This window comes from Quadrisphaera sp. DVD1, from assembly GCF_058932755.1.
In genome coordinates this window covers 1-15835 of sequence record NZ_JBZYWI010000004.1, presented here as the reverse complement: position 1 = coordinate 15835, position 15835 = coordinate 1, and the positions used below count along the sequence as shown (strand labels likewise).

At 76.1% G+C, this 15835-nt stretch carries 15 protein-coding genes; 10 read left to right on the top strand and 5 right to left on the bottom strand.

The window, feature by feature from the left end:
- The first annotated feature begins 29 nt into the window (after positions 1 to 29).
- From AC5FZL_RS00955 to AC5FZL_RS00945, 3 genes are all read left to right on the top strand, one after another.
- Positions 30 to 458 carry a CoA-binding protein gene (locus tag AC5FZL_RS00955; RefSeq protein WP_493616687.1) on the top strand — a complete coding sequence of 143 codons (429 nt, stop codon included), beginning with the start codon at positions 30 to 32 and terminating at the stop codon, positions 456 to 458.
- A 54-nt stretch (positions 459 to 512) separates the two neighbouring features.
- On the top strand, positions 513 to 1739 hold the full coding sequence (locus AC5FZL_RS00950; RefSeq protein ID WP_493616686.1) for an LCP family protein: 1227 nt from the start codon (positions 513 to 515) through the stop codon (positions 1737 to 1739).
- A gap of 127 nt (positions 1740 to 1866) precedes the next feature.
- Positions 1867 to 3957 (top strand): hypothetical protein, encoded by a 2091-nt coding sequence (locus tag AC5FZL_RS00945; protein ID WP_493616685.1) that lies wholly within the window; start codon positions 1867 to 1869, stop codon positions 3955 to 3957.
- A 26-nt stretch (positions 3958 to 3983) separates the two neighbouring features.
- On the opposite strand, the gene purE is transcribed toward AC5FZL_RS00945, so the two are convergent.
- A complete protein-coding gene (gene purE, locus AC5FZL_RS00940) occupies positions 3984 to 4514 on the bottom strand; it encodes a 5-(carboxyamino)imidazole ribonucleotide mutase (RefSeq protein WP_493616684.1) in 531 nt (176 codons plus the stop codon).
- Between the two features lie 113 nt (positions 4515 to 4627).
- On the opposite strand from purE, the gene AC5FZL_RS00935 reads away from it, so the two are divergent.
- Positions 4628 to 5089 carry a type IV pilin protein gene (locus AC5FZL_RS00935; protein WP_493616683.1) on the top strand — a complete coding sequence of 154 codons (462 nt, stop codon included), beginning with the start codon at positions 4628 to 4630 and terminating at the stop codon, positions 5087 to 5089.
- Between the two features lie 13 nt (positions 5090 to 5102).
- On the opposite strand, the gene AC5FZL_RS00930 is transcribed toward AC5FZL_RS00935, so the two are convergent.
- Positions 5103 to 6257 carry a 5-(carboxyamino)imidazole ribonucleotide synthase gene (locus tag AC5FZL_RS00930; RefSeq protein WP_493616682.1) on the bottom strand — a complete coding sequence of 385 codons (1155 nt, stop codon included), beginning with the start codon at positions 6255 to 6257 and terminating at the stop codon, positions 5103 to 5105.
- Between the two features lie 89 nt (positions 6258 to 6346).
- On the opposite strand from AC5FZL_RS00930, the gene AC5FZL_RS00925 reads away from it, so the two are divergent.
- Complete coding sequence (locus tag AC5FZL_RS00925; RefSeq protein WP_493616681.1) at positions 6347 to 8905, top strand: hypothetical protein; 2559 nt, start codon at positions 6347 to 6349, stop codon at positions 8903 to 8905.
- A 47-nt stretch (positions 8906 to 8952) separates the two neighbouring features.
- Complete coding sequence (locus AC5FZL_RS00920) at positions 8953 to 9516, top strand: GtrA family protein (protein WP_493616680.1); 564 nt, start codon at positions 8953 to 8955, stop codon at positions 9514 to 9516.
- 9 nt (positions 9517 to 9525) lie between these two features.
- Here AC5FZL_RS00920 and AC5FZL_RS00915 read toward each other — a convergent pair whose 3' ends face one another.
- From AC5FZL_RS00915 to AC5FZL_RS00905, 3 genes are read right to left on the bottom strand one after another with little or no spacing between them, the layout of a single operon-like run.
- Positions 9526 to 10779 carry an ATP-binding protein gene (locus tag AC5FZL_RS00915; RefSeq protein ID WP_493616679.1) on the bottom strand — a complete coding sequence of 418 codons (1254 nt, stop codon included), beginning with the start codon at positions 10777 to 10779 and terminating at the stop codon, positions 9526 to 9528.
- A 20-nt stretch (positions 10780 to 10799) separates the two neighbouring features.
- Positions 10800 to 11495, bottom strand: a complete 696-nt coding sequence (locus AC5FZL_RS00910; protein ID WP_493616678.1) for a response regulator transcription factor — start codon at positions 11493 to 11495, stop codon at positions 10800 to 10802.
- A 20-nt stretch (positions 11496 to 11515) separates the two neighbouring features.
- The gene (locus AC5FZL_RS00905; RefSeq protein ID WP_493616677.1) at positions 11516 to 12358 is read right to left on the bottom strand and encodes a biotin--[acetyl-CoA-carboxylase] ligase; all 843 of its coding nucleotides are present in this window, start codon (positions 12356 to 12358) and stop codon (positions 11516 to 11518) included.
- A gap of 82 nt (positions 12359 to 12440) precedes the next feature.
- Here AC5FZL_RS00905 and AC5FZL_RS00900 point away from each other — a divergent pair, with 82 nt between their 5' ends.
- The 4 genes from AC5FZL_RS00900 to AC5FZL_RS00885 all read left to right on the top strand — a co-directional run.
- Positions 12441 to 13328 (top strand): SMP-30/gluconolactonase/LRE family protein, encoded by an 888-nt coding sequence (locus AC5FZL_RS00900; RefSeq protein WP_493616676.1) that lies wholly within the window; start codon positions 12441 to 12443, stop codon positions 13326 to 13328.
- Positions 13329 to 13364: 36 nt separating this feature from the next.
- Positions 13365 to 15011, top strand: a complete 1647-nt coding sequence (locus AC5FZL_RS00895; RefSeq protein ID WP_493616675.1) for an acyl-CoA carboxylase subunit beta — start codon at positions 13365 to 13367, stop codon at positions 15009 to 15011.
- Complete coding sequence (locus AC5FZL_RS00890) at positions 15008 to 15244, top strand: acyl-CoA carboxylase epsilon subunit (protein WP_493616674.1); 237 nt, start codon at positions 15008 to 15010, stop codon at positions 15242 to 15244. The genes AC5FZL_RS00895 and AC5FZL_RS00890 overlap by 4 nt, the downstream gene beginning before the upstream one ends.
- Positions 15241 to 15835 (top strand): TPM domain-containing protein (locus AC5FZL_RS00885; RefSeq protein WP_493616673.1); only part of this gene is annotated, 595 nt, incomplete at its 3' end. The genes AC5FZL_RS00890 and AC5FZL_RS00885, both read left to right, overlap by 4 nt.

Below are 15835 nucleotides of genomic sequence, written 5' to 3'. Positions count from 1 at the left end.
ACGGGCTGCAACGCCCCTACGGTGTGCCCATGCCCGCTCCCGGAGCGCACCGCAACGACCCCGACGTCATCCGCAGGCTGCTGACCACGCCCAACCGGTGGGCCGTCGTCGGGCTGTCGCAGAACCGCGCCCGGCCCGCCCACGGGATCGCCGCGTACCTGCAGGGGCTGGGCAAGCCCATCGTCGCCGTGCACCCCCGGGCGGAGCCGGTCCACGGCGCCCAGGCGTACCGCACCCTGTCCGAGGTGCCCGGGCCGGTCCACGTCGTGGACGTCTTCGTCAACAGCGCCCGGGCCGGGGCGATCGTCGACGAGGCGATCGCGATCGGCGCCGGGGCCGTGTGGCTGCAGCAGGGCGTCGTGGACGAGGAGGCCGCCGCCCGCGCCGCCGCCGCCGGGCTCGACGTCGTCATGGACACCTGCCCCGCGGTGGAGGCCCCGCGGCTCGGGCTGGTCTGAGCGCGCTGGCCGGAGTCACTGCCGAGAGCCGCTGACGGCGTCTACCGTGGGTCCGTGCCAGAGGAGCCGCAGTGGGGACCAGCGACGACCTACCGCGCGCAGCCGCGGCTCGGACGGGGCCAGCCGCCCTCCCGCGGCGCCGCGCCAGGGCGCTCCAGCAGCGCCCGCACCGGTCAGGTGCCGGCCGTCCGCGCGCCCCGCTCGCCCCAGCGGCCACCGGCCCGCTCCGGCGGCCAGCCGCCGCGCCAGCCCCCGCGGCGTCCGACCGGCGGCGGCTCCGGTGGCGGGGGCGGGATGTCGGCGAGCCGGCGCAAGGGGCTGGTCCGCCTCGTGGTGCTGCTCGTCGTGCTCGCCGTGGTCACCTACCCAGTGCTGCTCGGCGTCACCGGGTACCGGGCGGTGGACCGCTTCGGGGCGCTGCCCGAGTCCTCGCTGCCCGACACCCCCGGCCGCACGGTGCTGCTCGTGGGATCCGACAGCCGTGAGGACCTGACCCGCGACCAGCGGGTGGAGCTGTCCACCGGCGACGACGTCGAGGGCAAGCGCACCGACACGATCATGCTGCTGCACCGCCCGTCCGGTGGTGGCCCGACGGTGCTGCTGAGCATCCCTCGCGACAGCTACGTCGAGGTCCCCGGCCACGACTCCAGCAAGATCAACGCCGCGTACGCCTGGGGCGGCCCGGCGCTGCTGGCGCAGACCGTGGAGGGGGCCACCGGCCTGCGGGTCGACGGCTACGCCGAGACCGGGCTGGGCGGCTTCGCCAACGTCGTGGACGCCGTCGGCGGGGTCGAGATGTGCCCGGCGCAGGCGATCGTCGACCCGCTGGCCGGCCTCGACATCCCGGCCGGCTGCCAGGAGATGGGCGGCGCCACCGCGCTCGGCTACGCCCGCACGCGCCACGAGGACGCCCTCGGCGACCTGGGCCGCGCACAGCGCCAGCGCGAGCTGATCAGCGCGATCGCCGCGAAGGCGGCCTCGCCGGCCACGCTCGTCAACCCCTTCCGCGCGATCCCCATGGCGAAGGCCGGTGGCGGCGCGCTGACCGTGGACGACTCCTTCGGGCCGTTCGACCTGGTCGGCTTCGCCCGGGCCATGCAGGCCGTGTCCGGGGACGGCGCGGTCAGCCTCACCGTCCCGGTGGCCGACACCACCCGGCGCACGAAGGCCGGCGTCGTCGTCGACTGGGACGAGGAGCAGGCCGAGGCCCTGTTCGCGGCCCTGCGCGCGGACGACACCGAGGCCGTGCGGGCGATCGCGCAGGCGCAGCTGCCCGGCTGACCCGCCGGACGGGGCGGGGCCCCGCGCGACCACCGGGCACGGTTCGGGACGCACCGTCAAGGCGAGGGCCTCGCGCGCCGAGGAACAGGTGGAGAGAGGTCCGCCTGTTCCCCGAGGAGTCGAACCCGTGCCCATACCGTCCACACCTCTGCCGCGGCTGCTCATGGTCGGGTGCGCGGTGAGCGCCCTGCTGGCCGCCTCCGTCGTCGCCGACCACGTCGCCTCGGCCAGTGCCGCGCCGATGGTCCGCGGCGCCGCTGGAGGTGCGGCGGGCTCCCTCACCTGGGCTCCACCGGTGCTGGACGACCCGGTGACCGTCCAGGTCGCGCCGGGGAGGACGACGCTCAAGCTCGACACGTCCCGGGACTACCTCGTCCAGCTGCCTCAGACACCCCTGTCCACGTCCTCGGGAGTGACGATCAACGGCGGTCACGACGTCGTCCTCATCGGCGGCGAGATCCGGAGCCAGGGCCGGGGCCTGTACCTGCACGGCCAGACCGGCACGGTGCACGTGGAGGGCCTGCGCCTGTCCGGCGACGGAGCGACCGAGGGCATCGACCTCGACCAGCGCCTCGGGGCCACCGTGCAGCTGCAGAACATCGCCGTCGAGACCGTCACCGGCTCCTACTCCGGCACCCACGCCGACGTCCTGCAGACCTGGGCAGGACCCGAGGTCCTGCGCGTGGACCGCCTCGAGGGCTCCACCACCTACCAGGGGTTCTTCCTCGACCCCCACAAGTTCCACGACGAGGACAGCCCCGAGCTCTTCGACATCCGCAACACCGTCCTGCGCGACGCCGGCCGCAAGAGCGCCTACCTGCTCTGGCAGTCCGGGACCTTCCCGATCAAGACCCAGGACGTCGTCGTCGTCCCCCACGCCTCCAAGGCCTTCCCCGGTCAGGTGTTGTGGGTCAAGGGCGGCCAGCAGTCCTGGTCCGGGGTGACGGCCGGTGGGCCGAACACCCCCAGCCCCCTGATCGGCCAGCCGGGAGTCGGCTACACGAGCCCCGGCTACCTGGCACCGTCATCGGCGGGCGCCGGCCCGGTGGCCACCGCTCCTGCCCTCGCCGGGTTCGTGCGGACGAGTGACGATCCGTCCGTGTTCCTCGTCGCAGGTGGCCGAAAGCTGCCGGTCGCCAGCATGCAGACGGTCGCGGCGTTCGCTCCGATCGGCCCGGTGTCGTACACCTCCAGCGCCCAGCTCGCAGCCCTCCCCCTCGGGCCTCCGCTCGGTCGCGCGGTGCTCGCCCCTGACGGCACCGTCTACGTCGTGGACGCAGGCACCCGGATGAGGGTGCCCACCTGCGACATGGTCTCCGACTACAGCTACAGCTGCGCTGCGCTCCCCCGCCTCGACGACGCGCAGGTGTCCCGGCTCACCACCGGCCCTCAGCTGACGACGACGGTCCTCTCCTCTGACGGCTTCACGTGGGTGGTCGACGACGGTGAGCGCCAGCAGCTGCTCAGCGCGAGCGCCGCGGAGTCGGTGCGCCTGTCGTCGTCCGCAGTGGCGGCCCTGCCCGTGTCGGCGCCGATCGCGAAGGAGGGCACCTTCGCCAAGACCGCGGGATCGGCCACGGTGTACCGGTTGTCCGGGGATGAACGGGCGCCGGTCACGTCCTGGCGGGACCTCGTGGCGCTGGCCGGCGGATCTGCTCCTGCCATCGCGACCATGGCGGAGCCCACCAGCGCCGCTCTGAGGCAGGCGCCGCCGGTCCTGGGGCCGGCGACGCTGGTCAAGACCGCGGACGACCCGCGCGTCTGGATGATCGACGGTCTGCGCAAGCGGGTCCTGCTGCGCTCCTTCACACCGGCACAGGAGAGCGGCCTCGCGGGAGTCGCCACCGTCCCTGAGTCCGCTCTCGCGCGCTACGCACCTGCGTCGGCCCTCCTCGCCTCGACCACCCGGTGCGGAGGCACGGCCAGCCTCGCAGCCCAGGGCGCTCTGCGCCCGCTGTCCACCAGCGCCGCGACGGGGAGCGGGCTGCTCTTCGTGGACCTGGACGCGACGACCTGCGCAGCGCTGCCGCGCGGCACGGGAAACCCGAGCGAAGCGCTCCTGGCCAGGGCGGCAGGCAGTGCCGACGTGTACGCGCTGGCCTCGGGCGGCAGGTCGCACGTCACCACCTGGGCCCAGCTCGTCGCCATGGCCGGCACCACGGCTCCCGTCATCGCCGTCGTCGAACCGGAGGTCCTCGCCACCGTGCCCACGCGGTGATCCGGGGCCCCTGCGCTGCGCTGGCCTCAGAACCCCGCGCGGCCCCCCGACCGGCGGGCGCGCAGGCGCTCGCCCTTGTCCTCGGCGGAGGCCCGCAGGTCCTCCTGGAACGCGACCATCTGCTCGCGCAGCGCCGCGGCGTGCTCGTCGGCGCCGGCGGCGAGGATCCGCACCGCCAGCAGGCCGGCGTTGCGGGCGCCGCCGACCGAGACGGTCGCCACCGGCACCCCCGCCGGCATCTGCACGATCGAGAGCAGCGAGTCCATCCCGTCGAGGTGCTGCAGCGGCACGGGGACGCCGATCACCGGCAGCGGCGTCACCGCAGCGAGCATGCCGGGCAGGTGAGCGGCGCCACCGGCCCCGGCGATGACCACCCGCAGGCCGCGCTGGGCGGCGGTGCGCCCGTAGTCCAGCATCCGCACCGGCATCCGGTGCGCCGAGACGACGTCGACCTCGTGCGGCACGCGGAACTCGGCCAGCGCCTTCGCGGCGGCCTCCATCACGGACCAGTCCGAGTCAGACCCCATCACCACGCCGACCAGCGGCTGCTCCGTCATGGCGGTCATCCTCCCGCGTTCCCGCGGATGCTCACACCCGGCCCGCGCACGCCGATGAGGCCCAGGACAGCTCGCGCCGTCCGGCCGCGGGCCCACCGACCCCGGGAGCTCCCGTGCTCGTGCGCCTCCGCCGATCCGCCTCGCGCGAGAGCGGCTTCACCCTCGTCGAGCTCCTCGTCGTCATCGCGGTGCTCGGCATCCTCACCGCGATCGCGGTCCCGACGTTCCTCGACCAGCGCGCGAAGGCCCACGACGCTGCGGTCAGGACCGACGTGCGCGGCGTCGCGTCCGAGGTCGTGTCGCTCGTGACGTCCGAGCCGGACGCGCTGGCGATCGCCCCGACCGGCGCCTGGCTGCCCATCACCGGGTTCGAGATCCCGATGCCCACCGGCGCCGTCACCCTGCGCGTCACGCAGGGCAGCACGGTCGAGCTCAAGCGCCTGTCGACCGGGTGGTGCCTGCGCGGGTACGGCGAGGAGGGGAGCACCGCAGGCTCCCCGAGGACCTACTTCTTCTACCGCAGCAGCGGCGGCGCGGTGAGCGGCGCGCCGACGCCGACCACGCCGGGCTGCTGACCCGCCGGCTGGCTCAGCCGTCGATGGTGCCGGTGATGAAGTCCGCGGCGTGGCGCGCGCGGGCCCGGACCTCCTCGAGGTCCTCGCCCCACGCCGTCACGTGGCCGACCTTGCGCCCGGGGCGCACCGCCTTGCCGTAGAGGTGCACCTTGACCGCCGGGTCGTGCGCCATGACGTGCAGGTAGGAGCGGAAGAGGTCGGGGTGGTCGCCGCCGAGGACGTTGACCATCACCGTCCACGGCGCGCGCGGGGCGACCGCGCCCAGCGGCAGGTCGAGCACCGCGCGCAGGTGCTGCTCGAACTGCGAGGTGCCCGAGCCCTCGATGGTCCAGTGGCCGCTGTTGTGCGGCCGCATCGCCAGCTCGTTGACGAGCACCCGCCCGTCGGCGGTCTCGAACGCCTCCATCGCCATCACGCCCGTGACGCCCAGCTCACCGGCGATGCGCAGCGCCGTCTCGGTGGCCCGCGCAGCGAGGTCGGCGTCCAGCCCCGGCGCCGGGGCGAGCACCTCGCGGCAGACCCCGTCGACCTGCACCGTCTCCACCACCGGCCACGCGGCGGCCTGGCCCATCGGGCTGCGCGCCACGAGCACCGCCAGCTCGCGGGCGAAGTCCACGCGCTCCTCGGCCAGCAGCGGCGCGCCACCGGCCCGGGCGAACCAGTCCTGCGCCTCCTCCGCCGAGCGCACCAGCCGCACGCCCTTGCCGTCGTAGCCGCCGCGGGGCGTCTTGAGCACGACCGGCCAGCCCACGCGCGCGGCGAACGCGGCGAGGTCGTCCTCACCGGTGACCGCCGCCCAGCGCGGCCCGGGCACCCCGAGCTCGTCGAGGCGCCGCCGCAGCAGCAGCTTGTCCTGGGCGTGCTCGAGCGCGTCGGGGCCGGGTCGGACGGCGACCCCGTCGGCGGCCAGGGCCCGCAGCAGCTCGGTCGGCACCTGCTCGTGGTCGAGCGTGACCGCCGCCGCGCCGTCCGCCAGGTCCCGCAGCGCCGCCTCGTCGCCGGCCTCGCCGATCCGCACGTCGGAGACCACCTGGGCGGCGGACTCCTCCGGCCCGGTCGCCAGGACGCGCAGCCGCACGCCGAGGGCCACCGCGGCCGGCTGCATCATCCGGGCCAGCTGCCCGCCGCCGACCACGCCGACCACCGGGAAGACCGTCGACTCGCTCACCCGGGCAGGCTACCGAGCGGCGGCAGACCTCAAGCACGAGGTGCGACGCGCCGATCCAGGGGACCGACCCCCACCCCCAGGAGCGACCCGTGCTTGGTAGCCGTTACGCGCAGGTGAGCCGGTGGGCGCTGGCCGCCGGGACCGCTGGCGCCCTCCTCACCGGCGGCGCCGTGCCCGCCGGCGCCGCCGTCGCGAGCACCGAGACCGTGGTGGGCACCGTGGTCCGCGCCTTCGCCGAGGGGGACGCGCACGCACCGGGCGCCACGGGCACGAGCGACGACCACCCCCAGCTGCTGACCTGGGTCGAGGACGGCTCGCGGGCGGTCCGGATCCCGGCCGACGACCTGGCCGGCGTGCCCACCGGCGCCACGGTGGAGGTCACCGTGGGCCGGGCCGTCGCTGCCGGGAGCACCGACGGGCCCACCGAGGGCATGGCCGAACCCGCTCGCGACGTGCTGGCGGCGCAGGTGCTCGCCCCGCCCGAGCCCGCCCCCGTGGAGGGGGCCGTCCTCGGCGCGAGCACCGCCGAGCACCGGGTGACCGTCGTGATGGCGGTCCCCGCCGGGGCCACCGCCGACGGCACGACGCTGTCCGACGTGGTCTCCACCGTCCGCGACGCCGTGGCGCCGTACTGGTCGGCCCAGTCCGACGGGGCCGTCCAGGTGGTCGTCGCGCGCGGGGTCGACCAGCTGGCCCTCACCAGCACCTGCGCGAGCCCTGCAGCGCTGTGGGACGAGGTCGCCGGACGCGTGGGCTGGGCCGCCGGCCCGCGGGAGCACCTGCTCGTGCACCTGCCCCGCACCGCCGCGGGCTGCGCGGCCGGGATGGCCGAGGTCCGCGACCTCGACGCGGGTGGCCGCATGTACGTCACCTACGACATGACCTCGATCATCGCCCACGAGCTGGGGCACAACCTGGGGCTCTCCCACGCCTCCGGGCTGCAGTGCGACGGCGCGGTGGAGAGCGGCACCTGCCGGGCCGCGGCGTACCGCGACCACTACGACGTCATGGGCGTCTCCTGGGACCAGGTCGGATCGCTGAGCGCCTACGAGGCCTCCTCCCTCGGGTTCCTGCCCGCGGGACAGCTCGTCAGCGTCAGCGCCGCGGGCGGGGCCGGCACCTACACTCTCAGCCCCGTCTCGGGCCGGTCCGGGGTCCGCGCAGTCCGGCTGACCACGCCCGACGGAGCCCGCTACTGGGTGGAGCACCGGCCAGCGGCCGGTGCCGACGCGTGGCTGGCCACGGCGCAGAACTGGCCGGGCCTCCAGCCGGGGGTGCTCGTGCGCCGGGAGACGACCAGCGCCGACCCCACGTTCCCGTCCGACCGGACGTTCCTGCTCGACCCCACGCCCTCGTCGGCCGCCGGCTGGGCCGGCGACTTCGAAGCCGCGGTCCCCGCGGGCTCGCGAGTGGTCCTCGGCGGGGGGGCGTGGTCCCTGGCCGTCTCCAGCGCCGCTTCCACGGGTGCGACCATCACGCTGCAGCCGACGGCGCTCAGCGGCTTCGTCCGCACCCCGGGCGACCCGGCGGTGTTCCTCGTGGCGGGTGGGCGGAAGCTGCCGGTGGACAGCATGGCTACCGTCGCTGCCTTCCGGCAGCTGGGGCAGGTCCAGTACGTGCCGCAGAGCCGGCTGGACGCGGTGCCGGTCGGCCGCCCCCTGCGCCGGACCGTCCTCGCTCCGGACGGCACGGTGTACTTCGTGGACGCCGGCACGCGGATGCGGGTGCCCACGTGCGGCCTGGTGGCTGACTACGGGTACGACTGCGCCACCCTCCCCCAGCTGGCGGAGGAGCAGGTCTCCCCCCTGTCCCGCGGCGTGGAGCTGACCGCCGGCTACCGCACGCCTGAGGGAGAGCTCTGGCTGGTCGAGCGGGGCCGTCGCCGACAGGTCCTCAGCGGCTCGACACCCGCAGCGGTGACCCTGACGCCGGCCGCTGTCGCGACCATGCCCGTGGCGCCCCCTGCGGCGGTGGACGGCACGTTCGCGAAGGTGCCGGGCTCAGCCACGGTGTACCGGCTGGCCGCTGGACGACGGGCTCCCGTCCTCACCTGGGGCGACCTCGTCGCCCTGTCGGGCCGGAGCGCGCCCACGATCGTGCCCATGACCGACGCGACCAGCGCCGCACTGCCCGTCGCACCCGCCGCGCTGGGCCCGGGCACACTGGTCAAGACGGCGTCCGACCCTCGCGTCTGGCTGGTGGACGGACTGCGGCGCAAGATCCTGCTGCGGTCCTTCACTCCAGCGCTGGAGGCCGGCCTGCGCACGTTCACCACGGTCCCCGACGACGCCCTCGCGCAGTACGCGCCGTCGGCCGCGGTGCTCTCCTCGTCCCTCCGCTGCGGCGGGACACCGCTCCTCAGCGCCGGTGGCGACCTGCGCCCCGTGACCGAGGTGGCGGCGACGGCCAGCGGGCTGGTGTTCACCGACCTCGACCCGTCCACCTGCGCCGCACTGCGTCAACCTGGGGCCGCGCTGAGCGGGGCCCTGCTCGTCAGGGCCTCGGGCCGGCCGGAGGTGCACCAGCTCGTGGCGGGCGGGAAGCGGCACGTGAGGACCTGGTCCGACGTGGTGGGGCTGGCCGGCACCACCAGCCCGGTGATCGCGGTGGTCGAGCCGGAGGTCGTGGACGCGCTCCCCTCGACCTGAGCCGGCTGGCGTCGGCGCTGCTGGATCGGCGCGCTTAGGGTGATCCGGTGACCGAGGGGCGGACCGGGCTGGAGCGCCCGCGGGCGCTGCTGGGCGTGCTCGGGCGCGAGCTGGTGAAGTTCGGCGCCGTCGGGGCGGTCTGCTTCGTCATCGACGTCGGCCTGTTCAACCTCCTGCGCTTCGGCGACGACGGGCCGCTGGCCGGCCGCCCGCTCACCGCCAAGGTCGTCTCGGCGTCGGCGGCCACGCTCGTGGCGTGGGCCGGGAACCGGTGGTGGACCTTCCGCCGCCGGCGCCACCCCGCGCTCCTGCGCGAGCTGGCGCTGTTCTTCGCCATGAACGGCGTCGCGATGCTCATCGCGGTGCTGTGCCTCGCGGTGTCGCACTACGTGCTGGGGCTGCGCAGCCCGGTGGCCGACAACCTCGCGGCGAACGTCGTCGGGGTCGCGCTGGGGACGGCGTTCCGGTTCGTGGCCTACCGCCTGTGGGTCTTCCGGGGCACGGACCCCGAGCTGGCCTCCGCGGCCGCCGGCGGCCCGGTGGTCGCCGAGGTCACCGCGGACGTCGCCGACCTCTCCGCCCGCGAGGCACCGGCCCGCACCTCCCGCTGACGGCGCGGCTCAGGCCGCGGGCAGGAACAGCGCGAAGGTCGCCGGGCGCGCGCGCAGCAGCTCCAGCCGGCCGCCCTCGGCGACCACGAGGTCGCGCGCCAGCGGCAGCCCGAGCCCGGTGCGGTCGGCGCCGCTGACCCGCCGCTCGAAGATCCGCCCGCCGAGCTCCTCGGGCACGCCCGGGCCGCCGTCGGTGACCTCGACGACCACCCACTCCCCGCCGCTGCGCGCGGTCACCCGGGTCGTCCCCCCGCCGTGCACGAGGCTGTTCTCCACGAGCGTGGCCAGCGCCTGGGCCAGCGGCCCGGGGTTGGCCCGCACCCGCAGCAGCTGGTGCCCGCCGTGCGGCAGCACGACGTCGAGGCGGCGGTGGGCCCGGGCGAAGGCCGGCGCCCACTCCTCGCGCTGCTGGACGAGGACGTCGGCCACCGGCACGGCCGCCGCCGGCTCGACCGGCAGCGCGCGGGAGCGGCGCAGGAGGTCGTCGACGACCTGCACGAGCCGCTCCACCTGCTCCAGCGCGATCCGCGCCTCCTCGGCCACCGGGCGCTCGGCGGTCGCGGCCTGGATCTCCTCCAGGCGCATCGACAGGGCCGTCAGCGGGGTGCGCAGCTGGTGGCTGGCGTCGGAGGCGAACTCGCGCTCGGCGGCCAGCCGCGCCTCCAGGCGCTCGGCGCTGCGGGCCAGCGCCAGCGCGACCTGGTCGACCTCCTCGATGCCGGAGGGGCGCGCCGACGCCGGCACCTGGCCCGCGCCGAGCCGCTCGGCCCGCTCGGCGAGGTCCACCAGCGGCCGCACGAGGTGGCGGGCCTGCACGAGCCCCACCGCCCAGCCCGCGGCGACCGCCCCGGCGGCGAGCGCCACGACGAGCACGACGAGCTGGACGTCGGCGCGCAGCAGCGCGGTGCGGGGCACGTCCACCTGCACGCGCAGCCCCTCGGCCGTGCTCGCCCGCCCGGTGATCGCCCGGCCCTCGACGAGCTCGCCGGCCTCCATCTCGTCCCCGTCGGGCAGCACCACGCGCACGTGCCCGGGCCACTGCGGGTCGGCGTCCAGGTAGCGCTGCAGGGGCACGTCGTCGACGCTCGCCCCCACCTGCAGCCGGGAGTCGACCGCCACGAGGACGGCGTCGGCGCGGTCCTGGACGCTGCTGCGCGCCTGGGCGCCCTGGAGCACCACGCCGGCGACGACCAGCGGGACGCCGAGGAGCAGGACCGCGAGGGTGACGGCGACCAGGGTCGCCGCCTGCACGCGCCGGTGCACGGGCGCTCGTCCGGCCGCCGTCAGTCCCGCTCGAAGCGGAAGCCGACGCCCCGGACGGTCGTGATGTACCTCGGCGCCGCGATGTCGTCGCCGAGCTTGCGGCGCAGCCAGGACACGTGCATGTCGAGGGTCTTCGTGGAGCCGAACCACTCCGGGCCCCAGACCTCCTCCATGAGCGCGTCGCGGGTGACCACCGCGCCCGCCTCGCGCAGGAGCACCCGCAGGAGGTCGTACTCCTTGGCCGCGAGCGCCAGCTCGGCCTCCCCGTCGGGCCCGGCCAGCCAGGCGCGGCGCGAGGCTGTGTCGACGCGCACGCCGCGCGAGGACAGGACCGCCTCCCCGCCGCTGCTCCCCTCCCCGCCGCGGCGCAGCAGGGCGCGCACCCGGGCGAGCAGCTCGGCCAGCCGGAAGGGCTTCGTCACGTAGTCGTCGGCGCCGGCGTCGAGGCCGACGACGGTGTCGACCTCCTCGGCCCGCGCGGTGAGGACGAGCACCGGCATGGTCAGGCCGCGGGCGCGCAGCCGCCGGCACACCTCCAGGCCGTCCAGCTCGGGCAGGCCGAGGTCGAGCACGACGAGGTCGGCGCCCTCGCCGGCGGCCGCGAGCGCGCCGGGGCCGGTGTCGCGGACGACGACCTCGTAGCCCTCGCGGCCCAGCGCGCGGGCCAGGGGCTCGGAGATGGCCGGGTCGTCCTCGGCCAGCAGCACGCGGGTCACACCGGTGATCGTAGGAGCGCTCACCGCACGTGGACGACGTCTCCCGCGGCGACCGGCACGAGCTGGGCGTCCGCCGCCCGCACGAGCAGCCGCCCGTCGTCGTCCAGGCCCTCCGCGGTGCCGGCCAGCACTCCTCCGTCGGGCAGGGCCACGCGCACCGGGCGCCCGAGCGTGGAGCACGCCTCGCGGACCCGGGCGACGAGCCCGCTGGCCACCGGGTCGCCGCCCGCGGCGGCCCACCGGTCGACCTCGGCGACCAGCGAGCGCAGCACCGCCCGCAGCACGGTGTCGCGGTCGGTGGTCGCCGCGCCCTCCAGGACGAGCGACGTGGCGGTGGGCACAGGCAGCTCCTCGGCGGTGGTCGAGGTGTTGAGCCCGAGCCCGAGGACGACCGCCCGCCCCGCGGGGTCGAGCTCGGCCAGCACCCCGCACAGCTTCCGGTCGCCGACGAGGACGTCGTTGGGCCACTTCAGCGCGGCGGGCAGCCCGACGACGTCGCGCACCGCGGAGACCACCGCGAGCCCGGTGAGCAGCGACAGCCACGACCAGCGCTCCGGCGGCACCGGAGGGTCCAGCTCGGCCGGGCGCACGAGCAGCGAGACCGCCAGCCCCGAGCGCGGCGGCGCGGTCCAGGTGCGGCCCAGGCGTCCGCGCCCCTCGGTCTGGGAGTCGGTGGTCAGCACCGACAGGTGCGGCCAGGCCGCGGGGTCAGCGGCGGCGCGGCGGAGGAGCTCGGCGTTCGTGGAGCCCACCGACGGCAGCACCTCCAGCCGCGGCAGCGGGCCGGCGGGGGCCACGAGCGCCGCCCGCAGCCGCTCCGCGCGCAGCGGAGGGCGGGACAGGTCCGACCAGGGGCTGCTCACGCCCCCACCCCACCACCTGGCCCCCCTTCCCCGCACTCCAGGCGGGAGGTGCGGGACGGGGAGGGCTGGCTACGGTGGGCCGGTGCCTACCGCGAGCCAGCTGACCGCCGCCGTCGCCGAGCACGGGGAGGGCCCCGTCTGGGACGCCGCGGGCCAGCGCCTGCTCTGCGTCGACATGAACGTCGGCGACCTGCTCGCCGTCGACGTCGCCGACGGGTCGGTGCGCCGCGCCTCCGTGGCCGACACCCTCGCCGCCCTGCGCCCGCGCGCCTCCGGCGGCTGGGTGGCCGCCGTCCGCCGGCGGTTCGCCGTGATCGAGGACGTCGACGCGCTGCTGGCCGGCACGCGGCCCGCCCGGATGCTCGAGCCCCTGTGGGACGACGAGGGGGTGCGGTTCAACGAGGGCGGGTGCGACCCGCAGGGCCGCTTCTACTGCGGCTCCATGGCCTTCAGCGCCGAGGAGGGCGCCGGCAGCCTGTGGCGCCTGGACCCCGACGGCTCCACGACCCGGGTCCTGGAGGGCGTGACGATCTCCAACGGCCTCGCCTGGACCCCGGACGGCTCGCGGGCCTACTACATCGACACCCCGACCGGCCGGGTCGACCTGCTCCACGTCGACCCGGGGACCGGCGAGGTGGCCGGCCGCGAGCCCTTCGCCACGATCCCCGAGGGCGTGAGCGGTGGAGGCGGGCCCGACGGCCTCGTGCTGGACGCCGAGGGCGGGGTCTGGGTCGCCCTCTACGAGGGCGGCGGGGTGCTGCGCTTCGACGCCGACGGCGCCCTGACCGAGCGGGTGGACGTGCCGACCCCGCTGGTCACCGCGGTGACCTTCGGCGGCCCCGACCTGGACGCCCTGTACATCACGACCTCCGCGCAGGAGGAGGACTCGGCCCAGGACCCCCTGGCCGGCGCCCTGTTCACCCACGCCCCCGGCGTCCGCGGCCTCGCCCCGCTGCCCTACGCCGGCTGAGCCGGCGACCGGATCCGGCCGATAGGCTCCGCGACCATGGCCAGCCCCCTCCAGCAGGGTCCCGCCGCTCCCCGGGGCGGCGCGCGGGACGGCTCCCCCGACCTCAGCACGACCGCCGGCAAGCTGGCCGAGCTGCACCGGCGCACCGAGGAGGCCCTGCACGCGGGGTCGCCCGCGGCGGTCGAGCGCCAGCACGCCAAGGGCAAGCGCACCGCCCGCGAGCGGATCGAGGCGCTCGTCGACCCGGGCAGCTTCGTCGAGACGGACGCCGTGGCGCGCTCCCGCTGGAGCGACCCGCAGCGCCAGGGCGAGCGCCCGCCCGGTGACGGCGTCGTCACCGGCTACGCCACGGTCGACGGCCGGCCGGTGTGCCTGTACTCCCAGGACTTCACGATCTTCGGCGGCAGCCTCGGGGAGGTGGTCGGCCAGAAGATCACCAAGATCATGGACATGGCCCTGCGCACGGGCTGCCCGGTGATCGGCATCAACGACTCCGGCGGCGCGCGCATCCAGGAGGGCGTGGGCGCGCTCGCCGGCTACGGCGAGATCTTCCTCCGCAACGTGCACGGCTCCGGCGTCGTCCCGCAGGTGTCGCTGATCATGGGCCCGTCGGCCGGTGGGGCGGTCTACTCCCCCGCGATCACCGACGTCGTCGTCATGGTCGACCAGACCTCCCACATGTTCGTCACCGGACCGGACGTCATCCGCACCGTCACCGGCGAGGACGTCGCGATGGAGGCCCTGGGCGGGGCCCGCACCCACGCGGCCGTCAGCGGCGCGGCCTCGCACATGGCCGCCAGCGAGGACGATGCCATCGCGTGGGTCAAGGAGTGGCTGGCCCACCTGCCGAGCAACAACCTCTCAGAGCCGCCCGTGCTCGCGCCGCTGGACGCCCGCGACCCGCTCGTCGTCACCGACGACGACCTCGCGCTGGACGTCCTCGTGCCCGACTCGGCCAACCAGCCGTACGACATGCACGAGGTGCTGGCGCACGTGCTCGACGACGGCGACTTCCTCGAGGTCTCCGAGCTCTTCGCGCCGAACGTCCTCATCGGCTTCGGGCGCGTCGAGGGGCGCAGCGTCGGGGTCGTGGCCAACCAGCCCTCCCAGCTCGCCGGCACCCTCGACATCGACGCCAGCGAGAAGGCCGCCCGCTTCGTGCGCCTGTGCGACGCGTTCGGGATCCCGGTGCTGACCTTCGTCGACGTGCCGGGCTTCCTGCCGGGCACCGACCAGGAGTGGAACGGCATCATCCGCCGCGGCGCCAAGCTCATCTACGCCTACGCCGAGGCGACGGTCCCGAAGATCACGGTCATCACGCGCAAGGCCTACGGCGGCGCCTACATCGTCATGGGTTCCAAGCACCTCGGCGCCGACGTCAACCTCGCCTGGCCGACCGCGCAGATCGCCGTGATGGGCGCGCAGGGCGCGGTGAACATCGTCCACCGGCGCACCCTGGCGGACGCCGCCGCGCGCGGCGAGGACGTCGAGGCGGTGCGCGCCGACCTCGTCGAGGACTACGAGCAGCAGCTGTCGAACCCCTACCTCGCCGCCGAGCGCGGGTTCCTCGACGCCGTCATCGCCCCGTCGGAGACCCGCGCCGCGATCGTGCGGGCGCTGCGGGCGCTGCGCACCAAGCGCCAGAGCCTGCCGCCCAAGAAGCACGGGAACATCCCGCTGTGAGCGACGACCCGGCCGGCGGCTCGCCGGAGCCCGTGCTCCGCGTCGTCTCCGGCGACGCGACCGCCGAGGAGGTCGTCGCCCTCGTGGCGGCGCTGGCCGCCGCCGTGCGGCGCCAGCAGGCGGGGCTCGCGCCGCCGGTGAGCACCTCGCGCTGGGCCGACCGCGGCGCCGCCCTGCGCGCGCCCCTGGTGCCGGGCCCCGGCGCCTGGCAGGCCGCCGGGTGGCGCTCGTGACCGCACGGAGGCCGGGCCGCGGGCCCCGCCGGGCGCCGGCCGCCCTGGCGCTGCTGCTGGCCTCGGTGCTGGTTCCGGTGCTGCTGCTCGCCGGCCCGGCGGCCGCCGAGGCGCCGTCCCGCCTGGACGACCAGATCACCGACACGGCCGACGTCCTCGACGAGTCCGCCGTGCAGGCCTCGCTGGAGGACCTGCGCACCGAGACGGGCCTCCAGCTGTGGGTCGCCTTCGTCGACAGCTTCGACGGCGCGGACGGCGACTCCTGGGCGCAGCAGGCGGCTGCGGCCTCCCAGCTGGGGGCGGGCGACGTCGTCCTCGCGGTGGCCGTCGGCGACCGCGCCTACGGCTGGTGGGGCGGGTCGGGCACGAACATCACCGACGCCGAGATCACCGCCCTCTCGACGCGGTCGGTGGAGCCGCAGCTCGCCGCGTCCGACTGGGACGGCGCCGTGGCCGCGGCGGCCGAGGGGCTCCAGGACGCCGAGCAGGGCGACGCCGGGAGCGGCGTCAGCGGGAGCGGCGGGGGCGGGGTGGGCCTCGGCTCGCTGGTGCTGGTCCTGCTGCTCGTCTTCGGCGGGGGCCTGGCGCTCC

Excerpts from the sequence above, each read along its gene's own strand:
- AC5FZL_RS00895 (WP_493616675.1), top strand. The coding sequence starts at position 13,365 with ATGGCCAGCCCCCTCCAGCAGGGTCCCGCCGCTCCCCGGGGCGGCGCG.
- AC5FZL_RS00955 (WP_493616687.1), top strand. The coding sequence starts at position 30 with ATGCCCGCTCCCGGAGCGCACCGCAACGACCCCGACGTCATCCGCAGG.
- purE (WP_493616684.1), bottom strand. The coding sequence starts at position 4,514 with ATGACGGAGCAGCCGCTGGTCGGCGTGGTGATGGGGTCTGACTCGGAC.